General features: G+C 70.2%; 9 protein-coding genes. 7 read left to right on the top strand and 2 right to left on the bottom strand.

Going from position 1 to position 22450, the window contains the following annotated elements:
• Window positions 1-3: 3 nt before the first annotated feature.
• Genes ACZ4N4_RS11890 through ACZ4N4_RS11875 form a run of 4 tightly spaced genes read left to right on the top strand, consistent with a single transcriptional unit; the run spans window position 4 to window position 18015 of the window.
• A complete protein-coding gene (locus tag ACZ4N4_RS11890) occupies window positions 4-3267 on the top strand; it encodes an SNF2-related protein (RefSeq protein WP_467587179.1) in 3264 nt (1087 codons plus the stop codon).
• Window positions 3264-8885 (top strand): hypothetical protein, encoded by a 5622-nt coding sequence (locus tag ACZ4N4_RS11885; RefSeq protein ID WP_467587177.1) that lies wholly within the window; start codon window positions 3264-3266, stop codon window positions 8883-8885. The genes ACZ4N4_RS11890 and ACZ4N4_RS11885 overlap by 4 nt, the downstream gene beginning before the upstream one ends.
• Complete coding sequence (locus ACZ4N4_RS11880; protein ID WP_467587174.1) at window positions 8882-15700, top strand: DEAD/DEAH box helicase; 6819 nt, start codon at window positions 8882-8884, stop codon at window positions 15698-15700. The genes ACZ4N4_RS11885 and ACZ4N4_RS11880 overlap by 4 nt, the downstream gene beginning before the upstream one ends.
• Window positions 15697-18015, top strand: a complete 2319-nt coding sequence (locus ACZ4N4_RS11875; RefSeq protein WP_467587171.1) for a UvrD-helicase domain-containing protein — start codon at window positions 15697-15699, stop codon at window positions 18013-18015. The genes ACZ4N4_RS11880 and ACZ4N4_RS11875 overlap by 4 nt, the downstream gene beginning before the upstream one ends.
• On the opposite strand, the gene ACZ4N4_RS11870 is transcribed toward ACZ4N4_RS11875, so the two are convergent.
• Window positions 18012-18188: a DUF397 domain-containing protein gene (locus ACZ4N4_RS11870; RefSeq protein WP_467587168.1), complete on the bottom strand. Its 177-nt coding sequence runs from the start codon at window positions 18186-18188 to the stop codon at window positions 18012-18014. The two genes, ACZ4N4_RS11875 and ACZ4N4_RS11870, sit on opposite strands and share 4 nt — an antisense overlap.
• Complete coding sequence (locus ACZ4N4_RS11865; RefSeq protein WP_467587166.1) at window positions 18185-19033, bottom strand: helix-turn-helix domain-containing protein; 849 nt, start codon at window positions 19031-19033, stop codon at window positions 18185-18187. The genes ACZ4N4_RS11870 and ACZ4N4_RS11865 overlap by 4 nt, the downstream gene beginning before the upstream one ends.
• Window positions 19034-19179: 146 nt before the next feature.
• Between ACZ4N4_RS11865 and ACZ4N4_RS11860 the strand changes: the two genes are divergently transcribed.
• From ACZ4N4_RS11860 to ACZ4N4_RS11850, 3 genes are read left to right on the top strand one after another with little or no spacing between them, the layout of a single operon-like run.
• A complete protein-coding gene (locus ACZ4N4_RS11860) occupies window positions 19180-19623 on the top strand; it encodes an ATP-binding protein (protein ID WP_467587163.1) in 444 nt (147 codons plus the stop codon).
• A gap of 58 nt (window positions 19624-19681) precedes the next feature.
• Window positions 19682-21223 carry a TIGR02677 family protein gene (locus tag ACZ4N4_RS11855; protein WP_467587161.1) on the top strand — a complete coding sequence of 514 codons (1542 nt, stop codon included), beginning with the start codon at window positions 19682-19684 and terminating at the stop codon, window positions 21221-21223.
• On the top strand, window positions 21220-22443 hold the full coding sequence (locus ACZ4N4_RS11850; protein ID WP_467587159.1) for a TIGR02678 family protein: 1224 nt from the start codon (window positions 21220-21222) through the stop codon (window positions 22441-22443). Before ACZ4N4_RS11855 ends, ACZ4N4_RS11850 begins: the two co-directional genes overlap by 4 nt.
• Window positions 22444-22450: the final 7 nt, after the last annotated feature.

Genomic DNA, 22450 nt, shown 5'->3' with positions numbered 1-22450 from the left:
GGCATGCGGAACGTCAAAGACGTCAGGGACGACGACGAGGGAACGGAGCGGTTCGTGAACGGTACGGGGGCGGGCGGCGGTACGGCCGCCGCGGGACAGGGCACCTTCGACTCGGCGGTCCATGAACACACCGCACCCGAGACCGCATCGGACTCGGCCGCGCACGCCACGACCGGCACACGCGGGGCGGGGTTCGCCCCCGGCTCCCAGGTTCTGGTCCGCGACGAGCAGTGGCTGGTGAAGAAGGTCGACCCTACGACGTACGACGGCTGGATGGTCGAGGTTACCGGCGTCTCCTCGCTGGTACGGGGCATGGACGCTGTCTTCTACGAGAAGCTGGACCACATCGAGCCGCTCGATCCGGACAAGACCCGGCTGGTGCCCGACTCCTCGCCCAACCACCGCAAGGCGCGCCTCTATCTGGAGGCGGTCATCCGCAAGACCGCGCTGCCGCAGACCGAGCACGGCCTGGCGCTGGTCGGCAACTTCCTCATGGATGAGCAGACGCACCAGCTGCGCCCCGCTCAGCTGGCCCTGTCGATGGAGAACCCGCAGCCGCGGGTGCTCGTCGCGGACGTGGTCGGTCTCGGCAAGACCCTGGAGATCGGCATCCTGCTCGCCGAACTGATCCGCCGGGGCCGGGGCGAGCGCATCCTCGTGGTGACCCCGGCACATGTCCTGGAGCAGTTCCAGCGCGAGCTGTGGACCCGTTTCTCGATCCCACTGGTCCGCCTCGACTCGACCGGCATCCAGCGGATCCAGCAGGACATCCCGGCCGGCCGGAACCCGTTCGCCTACTTCAAGCGGGCGATCATCTCGGTGGACACGCTCAAGAGTGATGTCTACGCCCACCACCTGGAGAACACCGACTGGGACGCCGTCGTCATCGACGAGTCCCACAACCTGGTCAACCGGGGCACGAAGAACAACCAGCTCGCGCGTCTCCTCGCCCGCCGCAGCGACGCCTTCGTCCTCGCCTCCGCCACCCCGCACAACGGGGACGCCGAGTCCTTCGCCGAGCTGATCGGCATGCTCGACGAGGCGGCGATCGCCGACCCCTCCTCCTACGACGTGAAGGACCTGGGTCACCTCTACATCCGGCGGACCAAGACCGACCGCGAGGTACGCGACTCCCTGAAGGGTGCCTGGGCGGACCGCGGCCCCTCCCGCCCGGTGATCACCAAGGCGACCGAGAAGGAGCGGGCGGTCCTGGAAGAGCTGGCCGCCCGCTGGATCCCGCGCGACCCGGCGGCCTCTTCGGTGTGTGTGGACTCGATGGTCGCCTACAACCTGCTGAAGGCCTTCCTCTCCTCCCACCGTGCCTTCCAGCACTCGGTCGCGGCCCGGACCGCGACCCTTGCCAAGCCCCTGAAGGGCCGCAAGGGCCAGGACCCGGCTCAGCTGGAGGCCGCACGCCGGATCGAGCGGGAGGCGATCGTCGACCTGGCCCGGCTCGCGGACGAGCTCGGTGACGACGACTCGTCCAAGCTCGAAGCCCTGGTCGAGGTCCTCAAGGAGATCGGCGTCGGGCCCGGTTCGGACACCCGTGTCGTCGTGTTCTCCGAGCGCATCCCCACCCTGAAGTGGCTTGCCGAGACGGTACCGGCCAGGCTGGGTTTTCCCCAGACCAAGCTGCTGGAGCACGCCGAGCGCAAGTCCAGGCCGTGGAAGGCGTACGGTGCCGTCGTCGAGGTCATGCACGGCGACTCCACCGGCGAGGAGGAGCAGCAGCGGATCGTCGAGGAGTTCGGCCTGGGCACCGCGCCCGTCCGGCTCCTGTTCACCGGCGACGTGGCCTCCGAGGGCGTCAACCTGCACCAGCAGTGCCACCAGCTGATCCACTACGACCTGCCCTGGTCGCTGATCCGCATCGAACAGCGCAACGGCCGTATCGACCGCTACGGTCAGAAGCAGAAGCCACAGTTCCGGGCCCTGGTCCTCACCAGCGACACGGAGTGGCGCACCGACGAAACGACCGGCGAACCCCTCCCGCTCGACGACCGGCTCGTCGGCGCCAAGCTCCTCGCCCGCGAGGAGGAGGCCCACCGCATCGAGGGCACCGCCGAAGCGGTCACCGGGATCTACCGCGCCAAGGAGGAGGAGGACCGCCTCACCCGCGACCTCATCGCCGGCCGTACCGTCGAGGAGTCGATCAAGCGGTCCGCCGCGGCGGGCGGCGGCGCGAAGGCGATGCTCGCGCGGGCGATGGGCAACGTCGGGGCGAAGAAGCCGACGGACGACGTGCCGCGCGCCACGGTCCCCAGCCTGTTCGGCTCACCCGGCGGCGCGCTTGCCACCGCCGGTTACTTCGACGAGGCGCTCCGCCAGGTCTGCGATCCCATCAGTCCCGACATCGCCCTCAAGCTACGGCGGGAGAAGGACGGCACGATCGCCTTCCGGCCGCCGGCGGACCTCCTCTACCGGCTGAAGGCGCTGCCCAAGTCGTACCTGACCGAGCAGCAGATCATGCCAACGGCGAACACGGAGGCGCGGATCCGCCTCACCTTCGACAAAAGCCTCGCCGCCAAGCGACTGGACGTGGCCCGCGAGGAGTCCGGCAGCCAGTGGCCCAACGTCAGCTACGTCTCCGACGTGCACCCCGTACTGGACTGGGTGACCGACAAGGCACTTGCCGCGCTCCGCCACGACGAGGCGTTCGTCCTCGCCTTCGACCCGGACCGGGAGAAGGCCGGGGACATCGATCCGGAGCTGCCCGCCGCGCTCGACGGCCCGGTCTACCTCGTCCAGGGCAGCTACTCGAACAAGGCCGGACGTCCCACGGTTGTCGAGTGGATGGCGGTGGCCGGTCTGCCGGACGCCCCGCGCACCTACCGGATGGACGACGCCTTCCTCGCCGCCTGCCGGGTCGGCCCGAGCATGCCCGGCCGTGCCGTCCCGGTGAATCTGGCGGCCCTGCAGCGCCAGGTACCGGCCGCGGTGGGCGAGGCGCGCCGGTTCCTGGAGGGACGCGAGGCCGAGTACGGGCAGCGGATCGACGCCGTACTCGCGCCGTACGAGAAGCGGGTCACCGAGTGGAAGCAGGCCGCGCTGTTCACCCCGGCGGCCCGCCGCTCCCAGAAGGCGAAGAACGACGTGAACCTCACCGCCGACCGTCGCCGGACCCTGATCCGTTCCCTGCGCACCTCCGGCGCCCCGCTGCTGCGGCTCCTCGCCGTACTCGAACCACTGGCCGCCACCCCCGCGCCGCCCACCGCCGCACCCGCCGCGACCGACCTGCCCGACGCCGGAGAGACGACCGCCCGATGAGCACCGACTTCGACTCCTTCTCCAACCGCGGCGAGTACCTGTCCGCGCACTACTTCGCCGAGCAGCTCGCCGACGGCCTGAAGAAGGGCGTCTTCGCTGCCTGGGCGGACCGCGAGAGCGACGAGAACGACAAGCGCACGACCCCGCGCGTCGCCCTGCGCGGTCTGCGCTCGGTCTACCTCGACGAGAAGTACCGGGGTTTCTTCGCCGAACAGGCCAAGGCGGACGCGGACGACGACGAGTACCCCGACAAGGACGGCTTCGAGGAGCGCCGCAACACCTACGAGGACGACGAGTGGCGCGCCCGCGTCGCCGCCTGGCACCGTGAGGTGCTCACCGCCCTCGGCTACCCCGGACTCGGCACCGAAAATCCTTGCGAGCCACGCGAGTTGACGGTCCACCGGGCCGGACGCGACCACACCGTCAAGGTCGCCTGGCACGGCGACGGCATCGTCGCCGTCGACTGCGGCTGGTCCGCGAGCAACGACACCGCGCTGGACGCCGACGCCTACGGCCGTCTGCTCCACCCGCTGCGCACGGTCGGCAACGGCGAGACCTACGAATCCGGCCACGCCCTCGCCACCTGGCTCTTCCAGAGCGAACTGGGCGGCGCGGGCGGCAGCGCGCCCCGCTTCGTGCTGCTGCTCTGTGGCGGGGTGATCGTCCTCGCGGACCGGCAGGCGTGGGGCGAGGGCCGCTATCTAGCCGCCAACCTCGATGCCGCGCTGGAGCGTTACGACCGTAAGCAGTACGGCGAACTCGCCACGATCGCCGGTCTGTTCAGCCACGACGCGCTCGCCCCCGCCGAGGACGGCAAGGGCCCCGCCATCGACGCCCTGGTCAAGGCGTCCCGGGACAACGCGGTCGGCGTCTCCGGCGAACTGCGCCAGGGACTCCAGAAGTCCGTCGAGATCATCGCCAACGAGGTCCTGGCCCGCCTAGAGGAGACCGGCCTCGACCCCCGCGACCTGGAACAGCCCGGCGAGCCGTTCCCCCGCCGGCTCACCCGCGAGGCGCTGCGCTACCTCTACCGCATCCTGTTCCTCCTCTACGCCGAGGCCCGCCCCGAACTGGGCATCCTCCCGGCCGACGACGGCACCTACGAGGCCGGCTACTCGGTGGCCCGCTTGCGCGAGATCGTCGAGCGGGACGCCCAGCTCACGGACGAGACCGCCCGCAACGGCTTCCACCTGCACGCGTCCCTCGATGTCCTGTTCAACAAGGTCAACCACGGCCACCGCGAGTACGGCACCGAACCCTGGGACGAGCGCGCGGACGACGACGCCGAGACCCGCAAGAAGAAGGCCAAGCAGCGCAGCGAGGGCCGGGGCCTGCGCTTCGAGCCGCTGAGCAGCGAGCTCTTCGAACCGGCGGCGGTACGGCTGATCGGCACCGGCACCCGTGACCCGCGCCGCGACGAGGACGGCCCCGACGGCCCGGCCTGGCTGGACCTGCGACTGCGCAACAGCGCTCTGCACGAGGTGCTGCGCCTGCTCACCATGAAGAAGGCCAAGCGGCGCGGCGAACGCGGCGGTTTCATCTCGTACCGCAACCTCGGCATCAACCAGCTCGGCGCGGTCTACGAGGGCCTGATGTCCTACACCGGCATCATCGCCGACCAGGAGCTGTGCGAGGTCGCCAAGGGCGGCGACCCGGAGAAGGGCTCCTGGCTGGTGCCCTCGCACCGGCTCAAGGAGTACCACGAGAGCACCTGGGTCTCGTACGACGAGCGGGACCGCGAGGAGAAGGGCCTGCGCGGCCCGAAGAAGTACCCGGCGGGTACGTTCGTCTACCGCCTCGCCGGCCGCGACCGGGAGACCTCCGCGTCGTACTACACCCCCGAGTCGCTGACCAAGGTCACCGTCGAACTGGCCCTCAAGCACCGCCTCGACCAGAAGAAGGACGAGGCAGGGAACGTCGTCAAGACCCGCGCCTCCGAGCTGCTGAAGTACCGCATCTGCGAGCCGGCCCTCGGTTCCGGGGCCTTCCTCAACGAGGCGATCAACCAGGTCGCCGAGGAGTATCTGCGGCGCCGCCAGGACGAGTTGGGCCGCTCCATCCCGACCGCCCAGGCCCTGACCGAGAAGCAGAAGGTCAAGGCGTACATCGCCCTGCACAACGCGTACGGCGTCGACCTTAACCCGACAGGTGTCGAGCTCGCCGAGGTCTCCCTCTGGCTCAACACCATGCACCCCGGGATGCGGGCCCCGTGGTTCGGGCTCCACCTGCGACACGGAAACTCGCTCATCGGCGGACGGCGTGCCGTCTACGCGGCCCACGACGTCTCGCCGCACAAGGGCAAGCCCCGCTGGTCCGTCGACAAGGACACGCTGGCGCCGACCCGGCTGCCGTTCCGTGACAACGAGGCGGGCGGGCAGCCGCTGTCGCTTCCCGACGGCGCCGTCCACCACTTCCTCCTCCCCACGCCCGGCTGGGCGGCGGTCACGGGCGCGAGCGGCGACGCGAAGAAGCTGCTTGGGCAGCTGGCGGGGGACGGTGTCGACCGGCTCAAGGACTGGAAGAAGGGCGTCGTCCAGAAGCCGGAGCGGAAGTACACCCAGGCCGGCACGCCGAGGGTGGACCGGAAGACCGGCGACGAGGCCGCCTCCCAGTACACGCGGCTGCGGGACGCGGCCCGCCGCGCGGAGTTCCTCTGGAAGCTCGTCGTCAAGCGCATGGAGCTCTCCGAGCGGGAGATCGCCCGGAGCATCGACGTCTGGGAAGCCGACCCGAAGGACAAGGAGTTTGCGTTCCTGCGGCGGGCCAAGAGCGCCGAGGGAGACTCCCAGCAGTCCCGGCTGACGAAGGAGAAGGTCTACGCAGACCTCTTCGACGCGGTGGACACGCCGTACTGGCGCCTCAAGCAGGTGATGAACGCCTGGTGCGCACTGTGGTTCTGGCCGGTGGACAAGGTGGGGCTCCTCGACGGCACGGACGGGGAGTACGCGGCAGAGTCCGTCGACGTGGAGCAACTGCTGGGCGGGTTCGGGGAAGTGGAGACGGCTCCTCCTCCGGCCGCGGTGGAGGAGGTACGACCGCTGCCCGCGCCTGCGCCTGTGGCGAGCAGGCCCGCGCCCCGGTTCGTGGAGGCGGGGCTGCTGTTCCAGATGGCCGGCGACCAGCCGACGCTCGACGACGCGGGCATGCAGGCGGAGGGCGACTACTTCTACGAGGTCCAGGCGGCCGGTGGCGTCCCCAAGCAACGTAAGAAGACGGCGAGCGTCAGCGCCGGGCCGAAGCGTCGGCGCCCTCTCATCCCGCTGAAGGATCTGAACGACTGGCTGGACTTCCTGGAGTCCATGTTGGGGACGGGGCCGGTGCCGGACGGCAGCATCGGGTCCGACCTCGACAACCTCAAGGACCTGGGGGAGTACGAGAAGCTGCTCCTGGACGAGATGTGGATGGACCAGTCCGACCCGAAGACACGGTATCCGTGGATGCGGGTCGTGGCGGACATCGCGGAGGAACAGGGCTTCCTGCACTGGGAGTTGGACTTCGCGCTGGCGTTCTCGGAAGGGGGCGGGTTCGACCTTCAGGTGGGGAATCCGCCGTGGGTTCAGCCGCAGTGGAAAGAGAACGCTGTCATCGCGGAGTTCGAGCCGTGGTTCATGCTGACGGAGAAACCTCTGGCGGCCGAGAAGCAGCGGCGGCGGACGGCTGAGTTGGCCAGGACGGAGGTGGCGGCGTACACGCTGGGCGAGGTGACGACGACGGTGACGCTGGCCGACTATCTGGCGGCGTCGCAGGTGTATCCGCTGATCGCGGGCAGCCAGCCGGACCTGTATCGGGCGTTCATGTGCCAGGTGTGGGACCACACGGCGGCCTTCGGCAGCGCCGGGCTAGTCCATCCCGACACCCACTTCAACGGGGACAGGGAGGCCGCGCTCCGTGAGGCTGCCTACCGCAGACTGCGGATGCACGGCGACTTCGTCAACGCTGGCAACCGGTTCTTCCCGCCACCTGTCGGTCGGTCCAGCCACTTCGGTGTCCATATCTACGGCACACGCGGAGAGATCGATTTCCAGCACCTGTCCTGGCTCTTCTCCGTCGACGCGTTCCGGCTGTCCATCGCGCACGACGGCAAGGGCGACGCGCCGGGAGTGAAGTTCGACGGCGACTGGGACGAGCGTCCGCACAGCAGGCGGGTCGTCCGCGTGACCACGGCCACCCTGGCGCGCTGGCAGAAGCTCTCCGGGGAGCAGGACGTCCTGGTCGAACGGGCGCGTCTCCTCACTCCGGTGAGCACCGCCGAGGACCCTGCCATCAACGCGCTCGCGGGATATCCGCTGCGGCTCGGTGCGCTGGCTCCGCAGATCACACGCGGATTCGATGAGAGCGGCGCGAAGAAGTCCGTCTACGGTCCCGACGAGGACACGCCCCTGATCGATTACAACAAGGACCTCGCGGACAGAACCGACTTCCAGGCGGACACCTGGGAGGATGTCATCCTTAAGGGTCCGCAGATCGGCGTCGCCAACCCGTTCTTCAAGCAGCCTAGCCAGGGCGGCGGCGAGGTGCGCGGGCTCAACCACTTGGAGCTGCTGCCGGACGCGGTCCCCGAGTCGGAGTACCGGCGGGTCGCTGACGAGGCCACGTATCTGGGTGCGCAGGACCGGTGGCTGGACCATGAGGAGTTGGAGCGGCTGCGGGCTTCGGGCGAAGAAATCCGTGCGGTCAAGCAGACCCTGGCTGAGAAGATGGAGTGTCTGCCGAAGGAGGTTCCGTACGAGTCGGTGGACGCGGTGTTCTTGGCACGAGTAACTAAGCCGTACACGGAATTCTACCGGGTGGCATGGCGACAGATGATTGCCCCTGATACGGAGCGCGCGCTCTACAGCGCTCTGCTTCCCATGGGAGCTGCTCACATTCATGGAATGCGTTCCGCCGTCATGGCCGATCGCCGTTCGACATGTCTGGCTGCGGGTTTTTGGAGTGCGCTTCCCACTGACTACATGTTGCGAACCGTCTCGATCGGCAACTTCGATGTTGCCCATGCCCACCGATTCCCTGCTCCGCAAGCCGACCACCCCCTAGCCCCCGCCCTACTCCTCCGAACCCTCCGCCTCAACTGCCTCACCACCGCCTACGCCGACCTCTGGCGGCAACTCCACGACCCCACCTGGTCCGACAACGACCCCTGGGCCCGCACCTGGCCCCAGATGTCCACGAAGCTAAACGACACCACCCCCACCTGGCAGCGCGACACCCCCCTCCGCTCGGAGTACGCCCGCCGAGCCGCCCTCGTCGAGATCGACGCCCTCGTGGCCGTCTGGCTCGGTATCGACGCCGACACGCTGATCACCATGTATCGGGCCCGTTTCCCGATCATGCAGGACTTCGACAGCGTGACCTGGTTCGACGCCGCCGAGCGCAAGATCGCTGGGGACCGCTACACCTTCGGCCACGGCCAGGACAAGGACCACTGGAAGCAGTTCGAGAAGTACATGGCCGACCCCACCCGCCAGACCGCCGCACCCGACGGCTACACCGCCCCCTTCTACAAGGCTGACCGCGAGACTGAAATGCGGGAAGCCCACGCCTACTTCCAGAAGCGGCTCGACGCTGCCGTGGCCGAGGGCAAGTGGGACCCGGTCAAGCAGGAGGTGCCGAAGCCGTGAGGCCGACGCTGGAAGCCGAGGGGTTGAAGGAGAGCCTTCTCCAGTACCTGTCGACCACCTACGCTCTCACCGACGAGGGGGCCCGGAAGGCGCTCCACCGCTTCCTCGGGGACGACAACTCCGGCATGTTCCGGGGCCCCTTCCTCCGTCTGCGCACGCCCTTCGTCCAGGCCGACCCCTCCTGGGAGACGTACCTCGACTGGCGCCGTACGGACGGCTGGACGCCGTACGCGCATCAGGCCGTCGCCTTCGAGCGGCTGTCGTCCGCCGGTGGGCGCTCCCCGCGCCCGACCCTCGTCACCACCGGCACCGGGTCTGGCAAGACCGAGTCGTTCCTGTACCCCGTACTCGACCACTGCGCCCGTGAGCGCGCGGCCGGGCACAACGGGATCAAGGCCGTGTTCCTGTACCCGATGAACGCCCTCGCCACCGACCAGGCGCAGCGCATCAACGGGCTGCTCACCAAGCAACCGGTGCTCAGCAAGATCCGCGCGGGTCTGTACATCGGTGAGCGCGCGGCGACCCGGTACGACAGGGTGTACACCGACCGGTACGACATGCAGGTCACCCCGCCGGACATCCTGATCACCAACTACAAGATGCTGGACCTGCTGCTCCAGCGGGCGGACGACGCCGCGATGTGGGCGGGGTCGGACATCCGGTATGTCGTGGTCGATGAATTCCACACCTACGACGGCGCGCAGGGCACGGACGTGGCGATGCTGCTGCGCCGGCTCGCCTCCGCCGTCGGGGCGTCGGAGAAGGGACGGCCCCTGGGCCGTATCTGCCCGGTGGCCACGTCCGCGACCCTCGCCTCGGGGACGGACGCGGACGGCGTAAAGCAGTTGCTCACCGTCGCGAGCCAGGTGTTCGGCACCGAGTTCACACCGGATGCGGTCGTCGGCGAACAGCGGCTCAGCGTCGACGAGTTCCTGCCCAGCGACGACTTCGACCCGCTGGCGCCCTTGCCGACCCCGGACCAGCTGGCCGCCCTGCCCGATCCCACCCTCGGTGAGGCGGAGTTCGCCGCTCTCGCCGAGGCCGTCACCGGCAGCCCATACACCGATGATCCGCACGCCCTCGGCCGCCTCCTGAAGCGGCATCCGCTGACCGCCGCCGTACTGCACGCACTCGACGGGCAGGTGCGTTCCGTGCCCGAGGTGCTGGATTTGATGTGGCGGAAGGGTGCGCAGGCCTGGGGCAGGACCATCACCCTGCGCCCGGAGGTGGCCGCCAAGGCGCTCGCCCGGTTCGTCGCTCTGCTGTCGGTCGCGCGCGATCCGGCGTCCACGCCCGCCGAGCCGCGGCCCTTCGTGCAGGTAGAGGTGCACCAGTGGGCGCGATCGGTGTCCCGGCTCGTGCGAGGCGTACTGCCTTGGCCCAAGGCCGAGTTCCAGTGGGACACGGTGGGCGCGCCTGAGACCTCCGAGGAGGCGACCGCGCGCACCGCGCCGGTCACCACCGCGACCGCCGGGCAGACGGCGAACCTGTTCCTGCCCGCCGTGTACTGCCGTGACTGCGGACGCTCGGGCTGGGCGGTGTTCACGCCGGAGTCCGACGACCTCGATGTCGAGGTCGACACGCACAAGATCCGGCGGGCCTCGGTCAGCCAGGACAAGATGCGGGTGCGGAACCTGATCGCCGCCACGGACGGGGAGGCCAAGGAGGGGTCCGCCGCCGCCCCGATGGAAGGCGCGGGGCGGGCCGCCGGGCGGGCGGACGCCAACGCGCTCAGTGTGGCCGGGGCGGGGCAACTCCGGGTGCTGGACGGGCCGAAGCGCCGGCTGCGGCTGCCCGATCCCGTCGCCGACTACGACCAGGAGACGGGCACTCCCCGACTGGCGGGCGCCGACTCGGCGTTCGTGCTGGTGTACCTGGGGGAGACCGCGACCACCGCCGCCGAGGAGGACTGGTGCCCGGCCTGCGGCTCGCGCAACACGATCCGCTTCCTCGGTACCGGCGCCGCCGCCCTCGCCGCCGCCTCCGTCACCCAGCTGTTCACCGGCGGGGAACTGGACGAGAAACAGGGCGAGACGAAGACCCTGATGTTCAACGACTCGGTCCAGGACGCGGCGCACCGGGCCGGGTTCGTCGCGAGCCGGTCGTACACCTTCTCGCTGCGCGCCCTGTTCAAGAGCCACCTCTCCGAAACCACCCCGACCGCGCTGAACGACCTGATCGCCGACGTCGTCGCCGCGACCACCGACCGTACGACCCTCGCCGCCGTCGTCCCCACCGACCTGCACGACATCAAGGGCGTGAAGAAGCTGCTGTCGGGGGAGGGGCGGGGCGGGGACCACAAGACGTGGTCGTTGATCGGGGAGCGGTTCGCGTTCGAGGCGCTGATGGAGTTCGGGTTCCGGTCGCGCAACGGCCGTACCCTCGAACTGACGCGGACCGCCGCCGCGCAGGTGCGTATCGCCGACCCGGCCGCCGCTGCCGGCCTCGTCCGGGCCGCGCACTCCGCGCCGTACGGCAAGGGCGGTCAACTGCCCGTCCCCGAGGCGCTGGACGACGCGCGCTATCTCGGGTTCCTGCGTATCTTCCTGGAGCGGCTGCGGACCCGCGGCGCCATCGGCCACCGCTGGCTGGACGGCTATCTGAAGGAGGCCGGGACCAGCCGCTACTTCATCTGGGGCAAGCGGCCGACCGGTATGAAGGCCTTCCCCAAGGGCATCGCCGCGCCCGTCTTCCTGCTCAACGCCCCCAAGGCGCGCAGTGAGTTCGACTTCGCCACCGGGCGGCTCTCCTGGTACGAGCGATGGGCGCAGCGCAGCCTGGGCCTGCCGCGTGAGCAGGCCGCAGAGTTCTGGTCGCGGCTGCTGCCCGAACTGGTTGAGGCGGGGCTGCTCGCCGTACGGACCCCGGACGACAGTGCCCTGCGCATCTACGGGCTCAAGCCGGGCGCCGTCGACGTACAACTGCTGACGGACGACGAGGTCAACGAGGCGTTCGTGCGTTGCCCGTCGTGCTTCTGGGAGCAGACCGTGCACCCGTCCCTGCTCGCGCAGTGGGACGGCCAGAAGTGCCCTGCCTACCGGTGCCGGACGGGGCGGCTCGTCGCCGGGAACCGGCCGGAGGGGCTCGGCCTGCACCAGCGTGACCGTGACTACCGCGAGGACTACTACCGCAGGCTGTACCGCAAGGCCGGCACCTACCAGGTGATCACAGCCGAGCACACCGGCATGCTCACCCGGCCCGAACGCGAGCGCATCGAGGCGGCGTTCCGGGACGGGCGTGGGTTCAAGGACCCCAACGTGCTGTCCTGCACGCCCACCCTGGAGATGGGCATCGACATCGGCGATCTGTCGGCCGTCGTGCTCGCCGCGCTGCCGCGCCGCGCCGCCAACTACGTCCAGCAGGTCGGCCGCGCGGGCCGGCGCACCGGCAACGCCTTCCTCCTCACCATCCCCGACCGCAGCCGCCGCGACCTGTACTACCTGGACCAGCCGCGCGAGATGATCGCCGGGCAGATCGTGCCGCCGGGCAGCCACCTGTCGGCCATCGAGATCCTGCGCCGGCAGTACCTCGCCCACCTCCTCGACCTCGCCGCCCAGGGACGCCTCAAGCGCACCGACGGGCAGCCGCTCGCCGCGATCCCGCGCGAGGCACCCGCCCTGTTCGGGCCCACCGGCTACCTCGTGGACCTCGTGGCGGCCGCTCTCGCCGGCGCGACCGAACTCGTCGAGGACTTCCTCGGTCTCTTTCCCACCGGCGTCAGCCCCCAGGCCGCCGACGAGCTGCGCGCCTACGCCGGACGGAAGCTGCGCGGCGCCGTCGAGGAGGCCGGGCGGCAGTGGAAGCGCGGTGAGGAGGAGCTGCGGCGCAGGCTCACCTTCATCGACGAGGCCGCCCGCGAACTCCGCGATGACGAGGACGAACAGCGCATCCGCAAGGCCGAACTCGAAGCCGAGCACCGGGCCGTCGGCCGGCGTATGAAGAAGCGCGGCCGGATCACCGCCCAGCAGGCCCTCTGCGACCTTGGTCTGCTGCCGAACTACGCCCTCCTGGACTCCGTCACCACTCTCAACGCCACCCTGTACTGGCCCGACGGCATCGACCCGAGGACCGGCCGGGACCGCTTCGACTCCAAGATGCGCTCGTACGACCGGCCCCAGCGCTATGCCCTGTCCGAACTCGCGCCCGGCAACACGTTCTACGTCAACGGATACAAGCACCAGGTCACCGGCATCGAGATCGGCAGCTCCACCCGCCCCGACTGGACGCCCTGGCGGTTCTGCCCGGAGTGCGGCTACGTCCGCACCGAGAACGCCGCCGAGGACCGCGACCCGTGCCCGCGCTGCCACAGCACCGGCATCGCCGACGACGGGTCCTGCCTGCACCACGTGATCGAGCCGACCGTCGTCACCTCCCGCGACAAGCGCGACGACGCCCGTATCGGCGACGACAAGGACGACCGCGAACAGCGCTTCTACTCCGTCGTCGACGCGGTCGACATCCCGGAGAAGCACATCGAACCCGGCGCGTCCTGGCGGCACACCCGCGAGACCTTCGGCATCGACTACTCCCGCAAGGCCGTCATCCGCCGGATCAACGTCGGACCGCTCCGCTTCGACGCTCGCGCGGACGAACAACTGGCCGGACACGACGTCAGGTTGGCGCCCTTCCACGTGTGCACCGCCTGCGGGGCCGCCACCGCCGACGGCAAGCCCGTCTTCGACCACGACACCGACGCCCTCGACACCTCCGCCGTGCGCAACCCGGCCGTCAAGCACCACCAGCCCTGGTGCCCGCTGCGCCGTGGCAAGAAGGGGCCGGACCTGCCGAAGCAGGAACCGGTGCTCCTCGCCCACCAGCTCACCACCGAGGCCCTGCGCGTCCTGCTGCCCGCCGCGACCGTCCTCGTCGACGAGAAGGTGTACTCCTTCCGGGCCGCCCTGCGACTCGGCGTCGACAGGCACTTCGGCGGCGACCCCGCCCACCTGGACACCACCCTCGCCAGGATGCCCGACCGCACCACCGGCGAGACCCGGCACTTCCTCGTCCTGTACGACCGCCTGCCCGGCGGCACCGGATACCTCGACCGGCTGACCCGGCCCACCGCCTTCCGCGACACCCTCGCCGACGCCCGCGAGACGCTGCTGGCCTGCCCCTGCAAGGAGGAGGGGCGCCGCGCCTGCCACCGCTGTCTGCACCGCTACACCGAGGAACGCCACCAGGACGCGGTCTCCCGCCAAGAGGCCCTGGAAATCATCAACAGCCTCCTCGGACCCGTCGACGAGAACGGCCGCCCCGTCACCGGCGACGACGGCGAACCCGTCAGCCTCTGGGACGTCAAGGAGATCCCGACCACCGCGGCGATCGGCCTGGACAAGCAGGTCGAGTCCGACCTGGAGGCCCGCTTCCTCGCCGCACTGCGCACCTGGAGCACCGGACAGGACGACGCCTCCCTGGAGGAGAGTGGCACGCACAGCGGCCTGCTGCGCTTCTCAGGGGCCGCGGCCTGGCGGCTGACCGCCCAGCGCGACGAGGAGTTCACCCGGACCGACTTCACCTTCGAGCGCACCGACGGCACCCCCCAGAAGGTGCACGTCTTCCTCGACGGCCACCGCTACCACGCCTCTCGCGCCCACAACCGCATCGCGGCCGACTGCGTGAAACGCGACGAGCTGCGGGCCGGCGGAGCCCTCGTCTTCCAGGTCACCTGGGACGACCTGGAACTCTTCGAGAAGGGCGACCGTGCCACTGCCGTCCCGGTGTGGCCGCCGTACCGGCGCACCGGTCAAGACTCCGCCAAGGACTGGTACGAGGAACTCGGTGGCGACCGCGCCGAGTTCGCCGACGCGGTCCTCACCAACCCCATCGTCACCCTGCTCGGCTATCTCCGCGACCCCTCGCGGAGCCGGTGGGGACGGCGGGCCGAGGCGCTGGTCGGCGGGTTGCTCGGCGACCCCCGGCCGCTGGCGCAGAACGTCGACCCCGGCCAGGCCCGTACGACCCTGCGCGCCGCCCTCCGCTGCCTGGCGAAGGGCGGAGACCCGGCGGCCGACGTCGAACCCGCCGCCGGGGACGGCGAGATCCTCGTCCTGCACGCCACCGACGAGCACGGCCTGCCACTGCTCTACACGGTCGACCCCTCCGGCGGACCCGACGGTACCGGCCGGGTCGGCTGGAGCGCCCTCGCCGTACTCGACGACCACGATGGCGACCAGCTCGGCACCCCGGCGCACAAACTCCGGTGGCGGTCCTGGCTGTACTGGTCCAACCTCCTGCAGTTCCTCGCCTTCACCGGCGGCGACGGGGTGCAGCTCGCCAGCAGTGTGGCCGCCGACTTCGCCGTGGAGGTGCTGCGGGTCGGCGGCGGGGCCGGTGAACTGGAAACCCTGATCGCGCGGGCACACGCCGAGACGACCGAGGCGGCCGACACACCTGCCTCCGACATCCCCGAGGTGGGGCAGCAGCCCGCGGAGTCCTCCTCTCTCGAAGAGGCGGTGGCGGGCCTGATCCGCGACGCCGCCTGGGACGAGGACATCCTCGAACTGCTCGAAGAGGACGAACCCGGCTCCGACCTCACCCGGCTCGCCCGCACCCTCGCCGCCCGGGGCAAGAAGGCCCCGGTCTTCGGCCACGAGCTGGGCGAGCGCGGCTGGCAGGCCGACTTCGCCTGGCCCGGCACCCCCGCCAAGGTCGCGGTGGTCGTGGACTCCGACGCCCACGACAGCGACGAGCGCCGTAAACGGGACGACGCCTACGCCGGGGCCGGCTGGACCGTACGCACGGCGGCCGACTGGCTGGACCACCTCGACACCCTGCTCACCCTGCTCCCGGACACGGAAGGCCCGACCCAGCGATGACCGCACGGCTCAGCCTGTATGAGAAGGCCGAACAAGAGCTGTACAAGCTCGACCGATCGGTCAAGGGCAAGTTCTACGACTTCTGCCACCGCTTCCGGGAGAACCCCGATCACCCCGGCCTCGACCTCAAGCCCCTCAAGGGCGACGGCCGCGTCCACCGCGCCAAGATCGACCAGTCCTACCGGGCGCTCCTCGCCAAGATCGGCATCGACGCCGACGGCCGCGAGAAGTGGCTGGTCGTCGCCGTACGCCACCGCAGGCACGTCTACGAAGAGCTCTCCGTCGCGATCAACCGCATCACCGGCGAGATCGAGTTCGTGGACCTTTCGGTGGTGGGCCAGAGCGTCCTCCAGCGGGCCGGCATGAAGCTCACCCCGGCGGAGCGCGAGCAGCCCGAAACCGCCGAGGAGCCCACGGCAGAGCCCGCCGCCGAGGCGCCCGTCCCGGTGGCCCAACCGCTCCTCGCCGGTCTCACCGCCGACGACCTGCGCGGACTCGGCGTCGCCGAACAACTGATCGGCCTCGCCCTCGCGGTCACCGAGAGCACCGAACTCGACGCCCTCGTATCCGGCGCCCCCCTCCTCACCAAGGACATCCTGTACGGCCTCGCCGCCGGGCTCTCCATCGAGGACGTCCGCAAGGAGATCACCGCCCCTGTCGACGTCAAGCTCCCCGAGGAGGAGCGGCACGACCTGGACGCGGCGCTCGCCCGCACCACCGTCACCACCATCGACGAGGATCTCAAGGACATCCTCGAAGAAGGCGACTTCCGCGCCTGGAAGGCGTTCCTCCACCCCGCGCAGGCCAAGCTCGTCGACCGCCGCTACAGCGGTCCCTTCCGGGTCTCCGGCGGGCCCGGCACCGGCAAGACCATCGTCGCCCTGCACCGCGTCAGGCACCTCGCCGAGCAACTGCCCCCCGGGCACAGCAAACCGATCCTGCTCACCACCTTCACCAAGAACCTCACCACCGACCTGCGCGCCCGCCTCTCGTACCTCCTCGAACCCGAGCAACTGGCCCGCGTCGACATCACGCACATCGACCAGCTCGCCGCCCGCGTCTTGAACGAGAACACCCTCTCCGGCGCCGGGAAACAGCGAATCTACGACGGCGTCGCCCTGGACACACTCCGCCAGATCCTCCTCGAACTCGACGAGAAGCGATGGGACCCCGAGTTCCTCTACGAGGAGTGGGAGCAGGTGATCCTCGGTCAGTCGCTCGGCACCCGCAAGGCGTACTTCGACGCCCGCAGGGCCGGACGGGGCCGTTCCATCAGCCGTCCCGACCGCGCCCAGATCTGGAAGATCCTGGAGCAGTTCACCACCCGTCTCGACAAGGAGAACCGTGAGACCTGGGGGCAGGCAGGCGAACGCGCCGCCCGCTTCGAGATGCAGCGCGCCGACAAGATCAGGAAGCGCCAGGAGTACAAGGACGAAGTCGGCGGCCTGGATCTCAAGCACCGCGACGACAGCTCCGGCATGTACTACCTGGGCCACCGCTACAAACACGTCGTCGTCGACGAGGCACAGGACCTCCGCCCCGCCCACTGGAAGATGCTCCGTGCCATGGTCGCCTCTGGCGAGGACGACATGTTCATCGCCGGCGACACCCACCAGCGCATCTACGACCAGCAGGTCACCCTGGGGACCGTCGGCGTCCACATCCGAGGCCGCGCGGCCCGCCTCACCCTCAGCTACCGCACCACCCGCGAGATCCTGAACCGGGCCATGGAGGTGGTGAACCCGAAGAACGGCCGGATCACCTTCGACGACCTCGACGACGGCACCGACAACCTCGACGGCTACCGCTCGGTCCTGCGCGGCCCGGCCCCCGAACTCGTCCCCTGCGAATCATGGGACGACGAACTCGCCAAACTCGGCACCACGCTCCGGGCCTGGCGGGAGGAGCTCGCCGCCGGCGGTGCCGACGGCGCATCCCGCGACCCGCGCGGCACCATCGCCGTCTGCGTCGCCGACCGCGAGGCCGTCAACCAGGTCATGTACCACCTGGTGACCCAGGCCGGCCTCACCGTCGCCGAACTCACCAAGGACGGCGCGAAGGGAGACGGCGACATCCACGTCGGCACCATGCACCGCTTCAAGGGCCTCGAATACCAGAGGCTCGCCATCGTCGGTGCCCGCGACGGCGTCATCCCCCGTGCCTCGGTCGTCCAGCGCTACCGCGACACGGACCCGCAGCGACTCGCCCGTGAGGAACTCAAGGCCCGTTCCCTGCTGTTCGTCGCGGCGACCCGGGCCCGTGACGCCCTGCGCATCAGCTGGTACGGCAAGCCGAGCCCGTACCTGCCGGTCTAACGGCGTCCGAGGAACCCCGCCCACGCCTCACGCGACACACGCACGACGGGTCCGGCCACGGCCTTGGAGTCACGGATGTGCACGACTCCGGGGTCGGCCGCGACCTCTACGCAGTCGCCGCCCTCAGCTCCGCTGTAGCTGCTCTTGAACCAAACGAGACCGGAGTTGTTCATAGCGATCCCAGCAACCCTTCGATGAACTCCAGGGACTCTCGCGGGGTGAGAGCCTGTGATCGGATGATCCCATAGCGGGCGGCAGCGAGAGCCGTCTGTTGCGGATCGGTCTGAAGGGTGCTGGCTCCCTGTGCCTCGGTGTATGCGAACTTCTTGCCGTCGTTCCGCGTGACGACTGTGAACGGCCCGTCCACGCCCGCGCTCTCCTCACAGTCGAGGGGCATGACCTGAATCTCGACGTTGCGCTTCTGACCGATGAGAAGCAGATGCTCAAACTGGCCTCGCAGTACGTCCTTTCCGCCGAGCGGACGCCGCAGTACTGACTCGTCCATCACGAAACTGAGCAGCGGCGCGGGCTGGCGGTCGAAGATGTCCTGCCGTGCTAGGCGCGCCGTAACCCGCTGCTCGATCGTCTCCTGATCCAGAGGCGGTCGTCGCATGGCGAGTACAGCCCTCATGTACTCCTCGCTCTGGAGCAGGCCTTTGACCATGAGAGTGTCGTACGCGAGCAGTTCGATGGCCTCCTTCTCCAATTTCGCCATCCCCTGGAAGAACACCGGATACTGCGCCCTCTCCACCTGCTCCTTCCACACCGTCAGCAGCCCCTCCGCCCCCAGTGCCTCGTCCGCCTTGTCGATGGTCCTGGGGGACGGGATCCGCCGCCCCTGCTCGAACGACGCGACCGTGGACGCCGAGTAGCCGATCCGCCGTCCCAGCTCCTCGCGTTCCAGGCCCGCCCGCAGCCGCAGCGTCTTCATGGTCTGGCCGAACGCGGCGACCACGCCCCGGCCCGAGGGGTCCGCCGCCTGGCCCGCGGTGCCCTCTTCTTCCGCAACCTCGGTCACCTCTGCCGCCTCCCTGCCCCAACGCCCGTCTCCGGGACGGCGTCACGCCGCGCCGCTCGTACTCGTACCGCCACCGCGCGTACAACCGGCCCGCGTCAGTGCGTCACCGCTGGTCACGCTACGCGACCGAGGACACCGTTGTCGGCATGACGAACAAACCCGGCAGCGCCTTCGAGATGCGCTTCACCTCCACCCCGCGCGGCGCCCGTCTCGCCCGCAGGCTGGCCGCCCACCGGCTCGACACCTGGGGGATCCCCTACGGCGGTGGCCCGCACGAGGCGATCGCGCTGGTCGTCGGCGAGCTGACCGCCAACGCGGTGCGGCACGGGCACGTGTCCGGCCGGGACTTCCACCTGCGCCTGTACGTGACCGGACCCGCCGCTGCGATGGTCCGGATCGAGGTCACCGACACCCGCGCCGAACGCACACCGCCCCGCCCGGAGGCGCTGCGCGCGGCGGACCCCGAGGACACCGAGGGCCGAGGGTTGGTCATCGTCGCAGGGCTCGCGTCCCGCTGGGGCTGGCACGCGCGGTCCGACGGGGCGGGCAAGACGGTGTGGGCCGAGTGCTTGGCCACGCGCCCGGCGTGAGACGAAAACCGGACATCGCGCCCGGGCAGCGGCGGCCATCAGGGACAATGGTCCGACGATGACCTCGCAGGACTACAGCCCGTTCGCGCACCTCACCACGCCCAACTCCGCCCTCTACCGCCAGGTGATGGGGGCGTTCCTCGCCGCCAAGGAGCGGTTCGCGGTGCATCTGCGGCCTGAGGACGTGTTCGTGGCGCTGGACGCGGACGCGCGGCCCGGTGACGTCGAGTCGGTGGTGACGGCGCTGGACAGGCTTGTGGGATGGGGAAACCTACGGGCCGATCCCGACCACGCCCGGGTGACGGCGGTCGAGGACTTCTACCGCAGGCGGTTCATCTACCAGCTCACCCGGGCCGGTGAGGCGGCCGAGGCGGCGCTCGGGACGTACGACGCGACGCTCGGACGGCGCGGGGAACTCCAGGCGGTCGCGCTGCACGACATCGTCACGCAGCTGCGGGCGCTGCTGGTGATCGCCCAGGAGGACGAGCCGGACCCGGCCAAGGCACATATCGCGCTGTCCGTCCTCACGGCCCGCTTCACCGACCTCGCGGACAACGCGCGTGCCTTCATGGGGTCGTTGCAGCGCACCATCGACCTGCACGACATCGAGGTCGAGGCGTTCCTCGCCTACAAGGACCGGCTGATCCAGTACCTGGAGCGGTTCATCCAGGATCTGATCACGCTCGGCGGGCGGATCGCCCTTCTCATCGGCGAACTGGAGGAACAAGGCAGGGTGGAGCCGCTGTTGGCCCTCGCTGCCGGGCGGGAGGCCGCCGATGCCGCTCCCGAGGAGGCCGAGCAGGCGGAAGCGGTGGCGTACGAGAGGTGGGCGGCGCGCTGGTCCGGGCTCGCCCAGTGGTTCGTGTCGGAGGAGGACCGGGAGTCGCAGGCCCGGCTGCTGCGCGGGCGCGCCCTCGGCGCGATTCCGCAACTTCTCGCCGTCGTACGGCAGTTGAACGAGCGACGCGCCGGGCGTTCGGACCGCTCCGCCGACTTCCGCACGCTGGCCCGCTGGTTCGCCCAGGCACCGGACGACGAGACGCGGCACCGGCTGTGGCGGGTGGCCTTCGGACTGCACTCGTCCCGGCACCTCACCGTCGACGCCGACACCCTCGCCGAACGCGCCGCCGCCCCGGAGCCCGCCTCGACGCCCTGGGCCAAGTCGCGTCCCCTGCGGATCAGCCCCCAGCTGCGCCGAACCGGAAGCTACGAACGCCGGGGCAAACCGCGCCGGGTCGCCGACCGGGGCGAGGCGAAACGGCGGCTCGCCGAACTCGCCGCCCGGCAGACGGCTCAGGCCGGACGGGCCCGCGACCGGCTCGCGACGGGCGGGCCCGTCCGGCTGTCCCGGCTCGGTGAACTCGATCCCCTCGCCTTCCAGCTCTTCCTGCGCCTGCTCGGCGACGCCCTCGCCACCTGGCGGCCCGGCATGACCACCACCACGGCGACCAGCTCGGACGGTTCGATGGAGATACGGCTGACCGCGCTCGACGACGGCACGACGGCCGAAGTGCACACCCCCGACGGGGTGTTCAGCGGCCCCGACCACCTGATCGACATCGTCGACCTCACCGCGACCGGGACGGGGGAGGACCGATGACCAGCCCATCCGGCCCCTCCGGCCCCCTGGCGGAGGTCCTCGAAGGCCAGCGCGCGGCCGAACTGCAGCGCGCCGCCCGCGCGTTGCTGAAGGAGCCGCTGCTGACCGCCGACGGGCCGTACGCCGACGAGTTCCGGCTGGTGCGCCGGCACGCCACCGCACTGCGCGACTGGTTCGAACGCAACGTCGGCTGGACGCTGCGCACCGACGCCGACGCGGCCCGGCTACGCAAGACACCCGGCACCCTCACCGACGCCACGCACCCCGCCCGCGAGGCGGCCCGCACCGCCCTGCCCTTCACCCGCCGCCGCTACGTCCTCCTCTGCCTGACCCTCGCCGCCCTGGAGCGCGGCGAGGCCCAGGTCGCCCTCGGCCGCCTCGCCGAACAGGTCGTCCTGGCCGCCGCCGACCCCGAACTCCTCACCGCCGGAATCGAGTTCACCCTGGAGCGGCGCGACGAACGCCTCGACCTCGCAGCCGTCGTACGCCTGCTGCTCCGGCTCGGGGTGCTGCGGCGGGTCGCCGGTGACGAGGAGGCGTACGTCAGCGGCTCCGGTGACGTGCTGTACGACGTTCGCCGACGCGTCCTCGCGGGGATGCCCGCCGCCCTGCGTGGCCCCTCCCTGATCGAGGCCGAGGACTTCGCGGGACGCATGACGGAGATGACGGCGCGGACCGCCCTCGACAGCGACGAACTGCGCTTCCGCACCATCCGCTGGACACTGACCCGCCGCCTCCTCGACGACCCCGTGCTCTACTACGACGACCTCACCGACGACGAACTCGCCTACCTCACCCGGCAACGCGGCTTCATCACCGCCCGGATCACCGAACTGACCGGCCTGGTCGCGGAGGTCCGGGCCGAAGGCATCGCCATGGTCGATCCGCTGGACGACCTGACCGACGTACGCATGCCGGAACAAGGCACCCACGGCCACATCACCCTGCTCCTCGCCCAGCACCTGGCCCAGGCCGACGAGCCCGTCACGGTCGCCGAGCTGGCCGCGCACGTGCGTGAACTTGCCGCGGAGCACGGCAATTTCTGGTCGAAGACGGCCCGTGAACCGGGAGCCGAACCCGCACTCGTGGCCCGGGCCCTGACCAAGCTCCAGGCCCTCGGACTCGCCGAGGACACCCCGCGAGGCGTCGTGCCCCGCCCCGCCCTCGCGCGGTACGCGGTCGGCGACGCCGTCATCAGAACCACCGGCGACGAAAGGTGACCCGCGC

Source organism: Streptomyces sp. NPDC026538, from assembly GCF_055567535.1.
The sequence above is the reverse complement of the archived record's forward strand: the minus strand, read 5'-3'. Positions and strand labels throughout refer to the sequence as shown.

Excerpts from the sequence above, each read along its gene's own strand:
- ACZ4N4_RS11890 (WP_467587179.1), top strand. The coding sequence starts at position 4 with ATGCGGAACGTCAAAGACGTCAGGGACGACGACGAGGGAACGGAGCGG.
- ACZ4N4_RS11885 (WP_467587177.1), top strand. The coding sequence starts at position 3,264 with ATGAGCACCGACTTCGACTCCTTCTCCAACCGCGGCGAGTACCTGTCC.
- ACZ4N4_RS11875 (WP_467587171.1), top strand. The coding sequence starts at position 15,697 with ATGACCGCACGGCTCAGCCTGTATGAGAAGGCCGAACAAGAGCTGTAC.
- ACZ4N4_RS11870 (WP_467587168.1), bottom strand. The coding sequence starts at position 18,188 with ATGAACAACTCCGGTCTCGTTTGGTTCAAGAGCAGCTACAGCGGAGCT.
- ACZ4N4_RS11860 (WP_467587163.1), top strand. The coding sequence starts at position 19,180 with ATGACGAACAAACCCGGCAGCGCCTTCGAGATGCGCTTCACCTCCACC.
- ACZ4N4_RS11855 (WP_467587161.1), top strand. The coding sequence starts at position 19,682 with ATGACCTCGCAGGACTACAGCCCGTTCGCGCACCTCACCACGCCCAAC.
- ACZ4N4_RS11850 (WP_467587159.1), top strand. The coding sequence starts at position 21,220 with ATGACCAGCCCATCCGGCCCCTCCGGCCCCCTGGCGGAGGTCCTCGAA.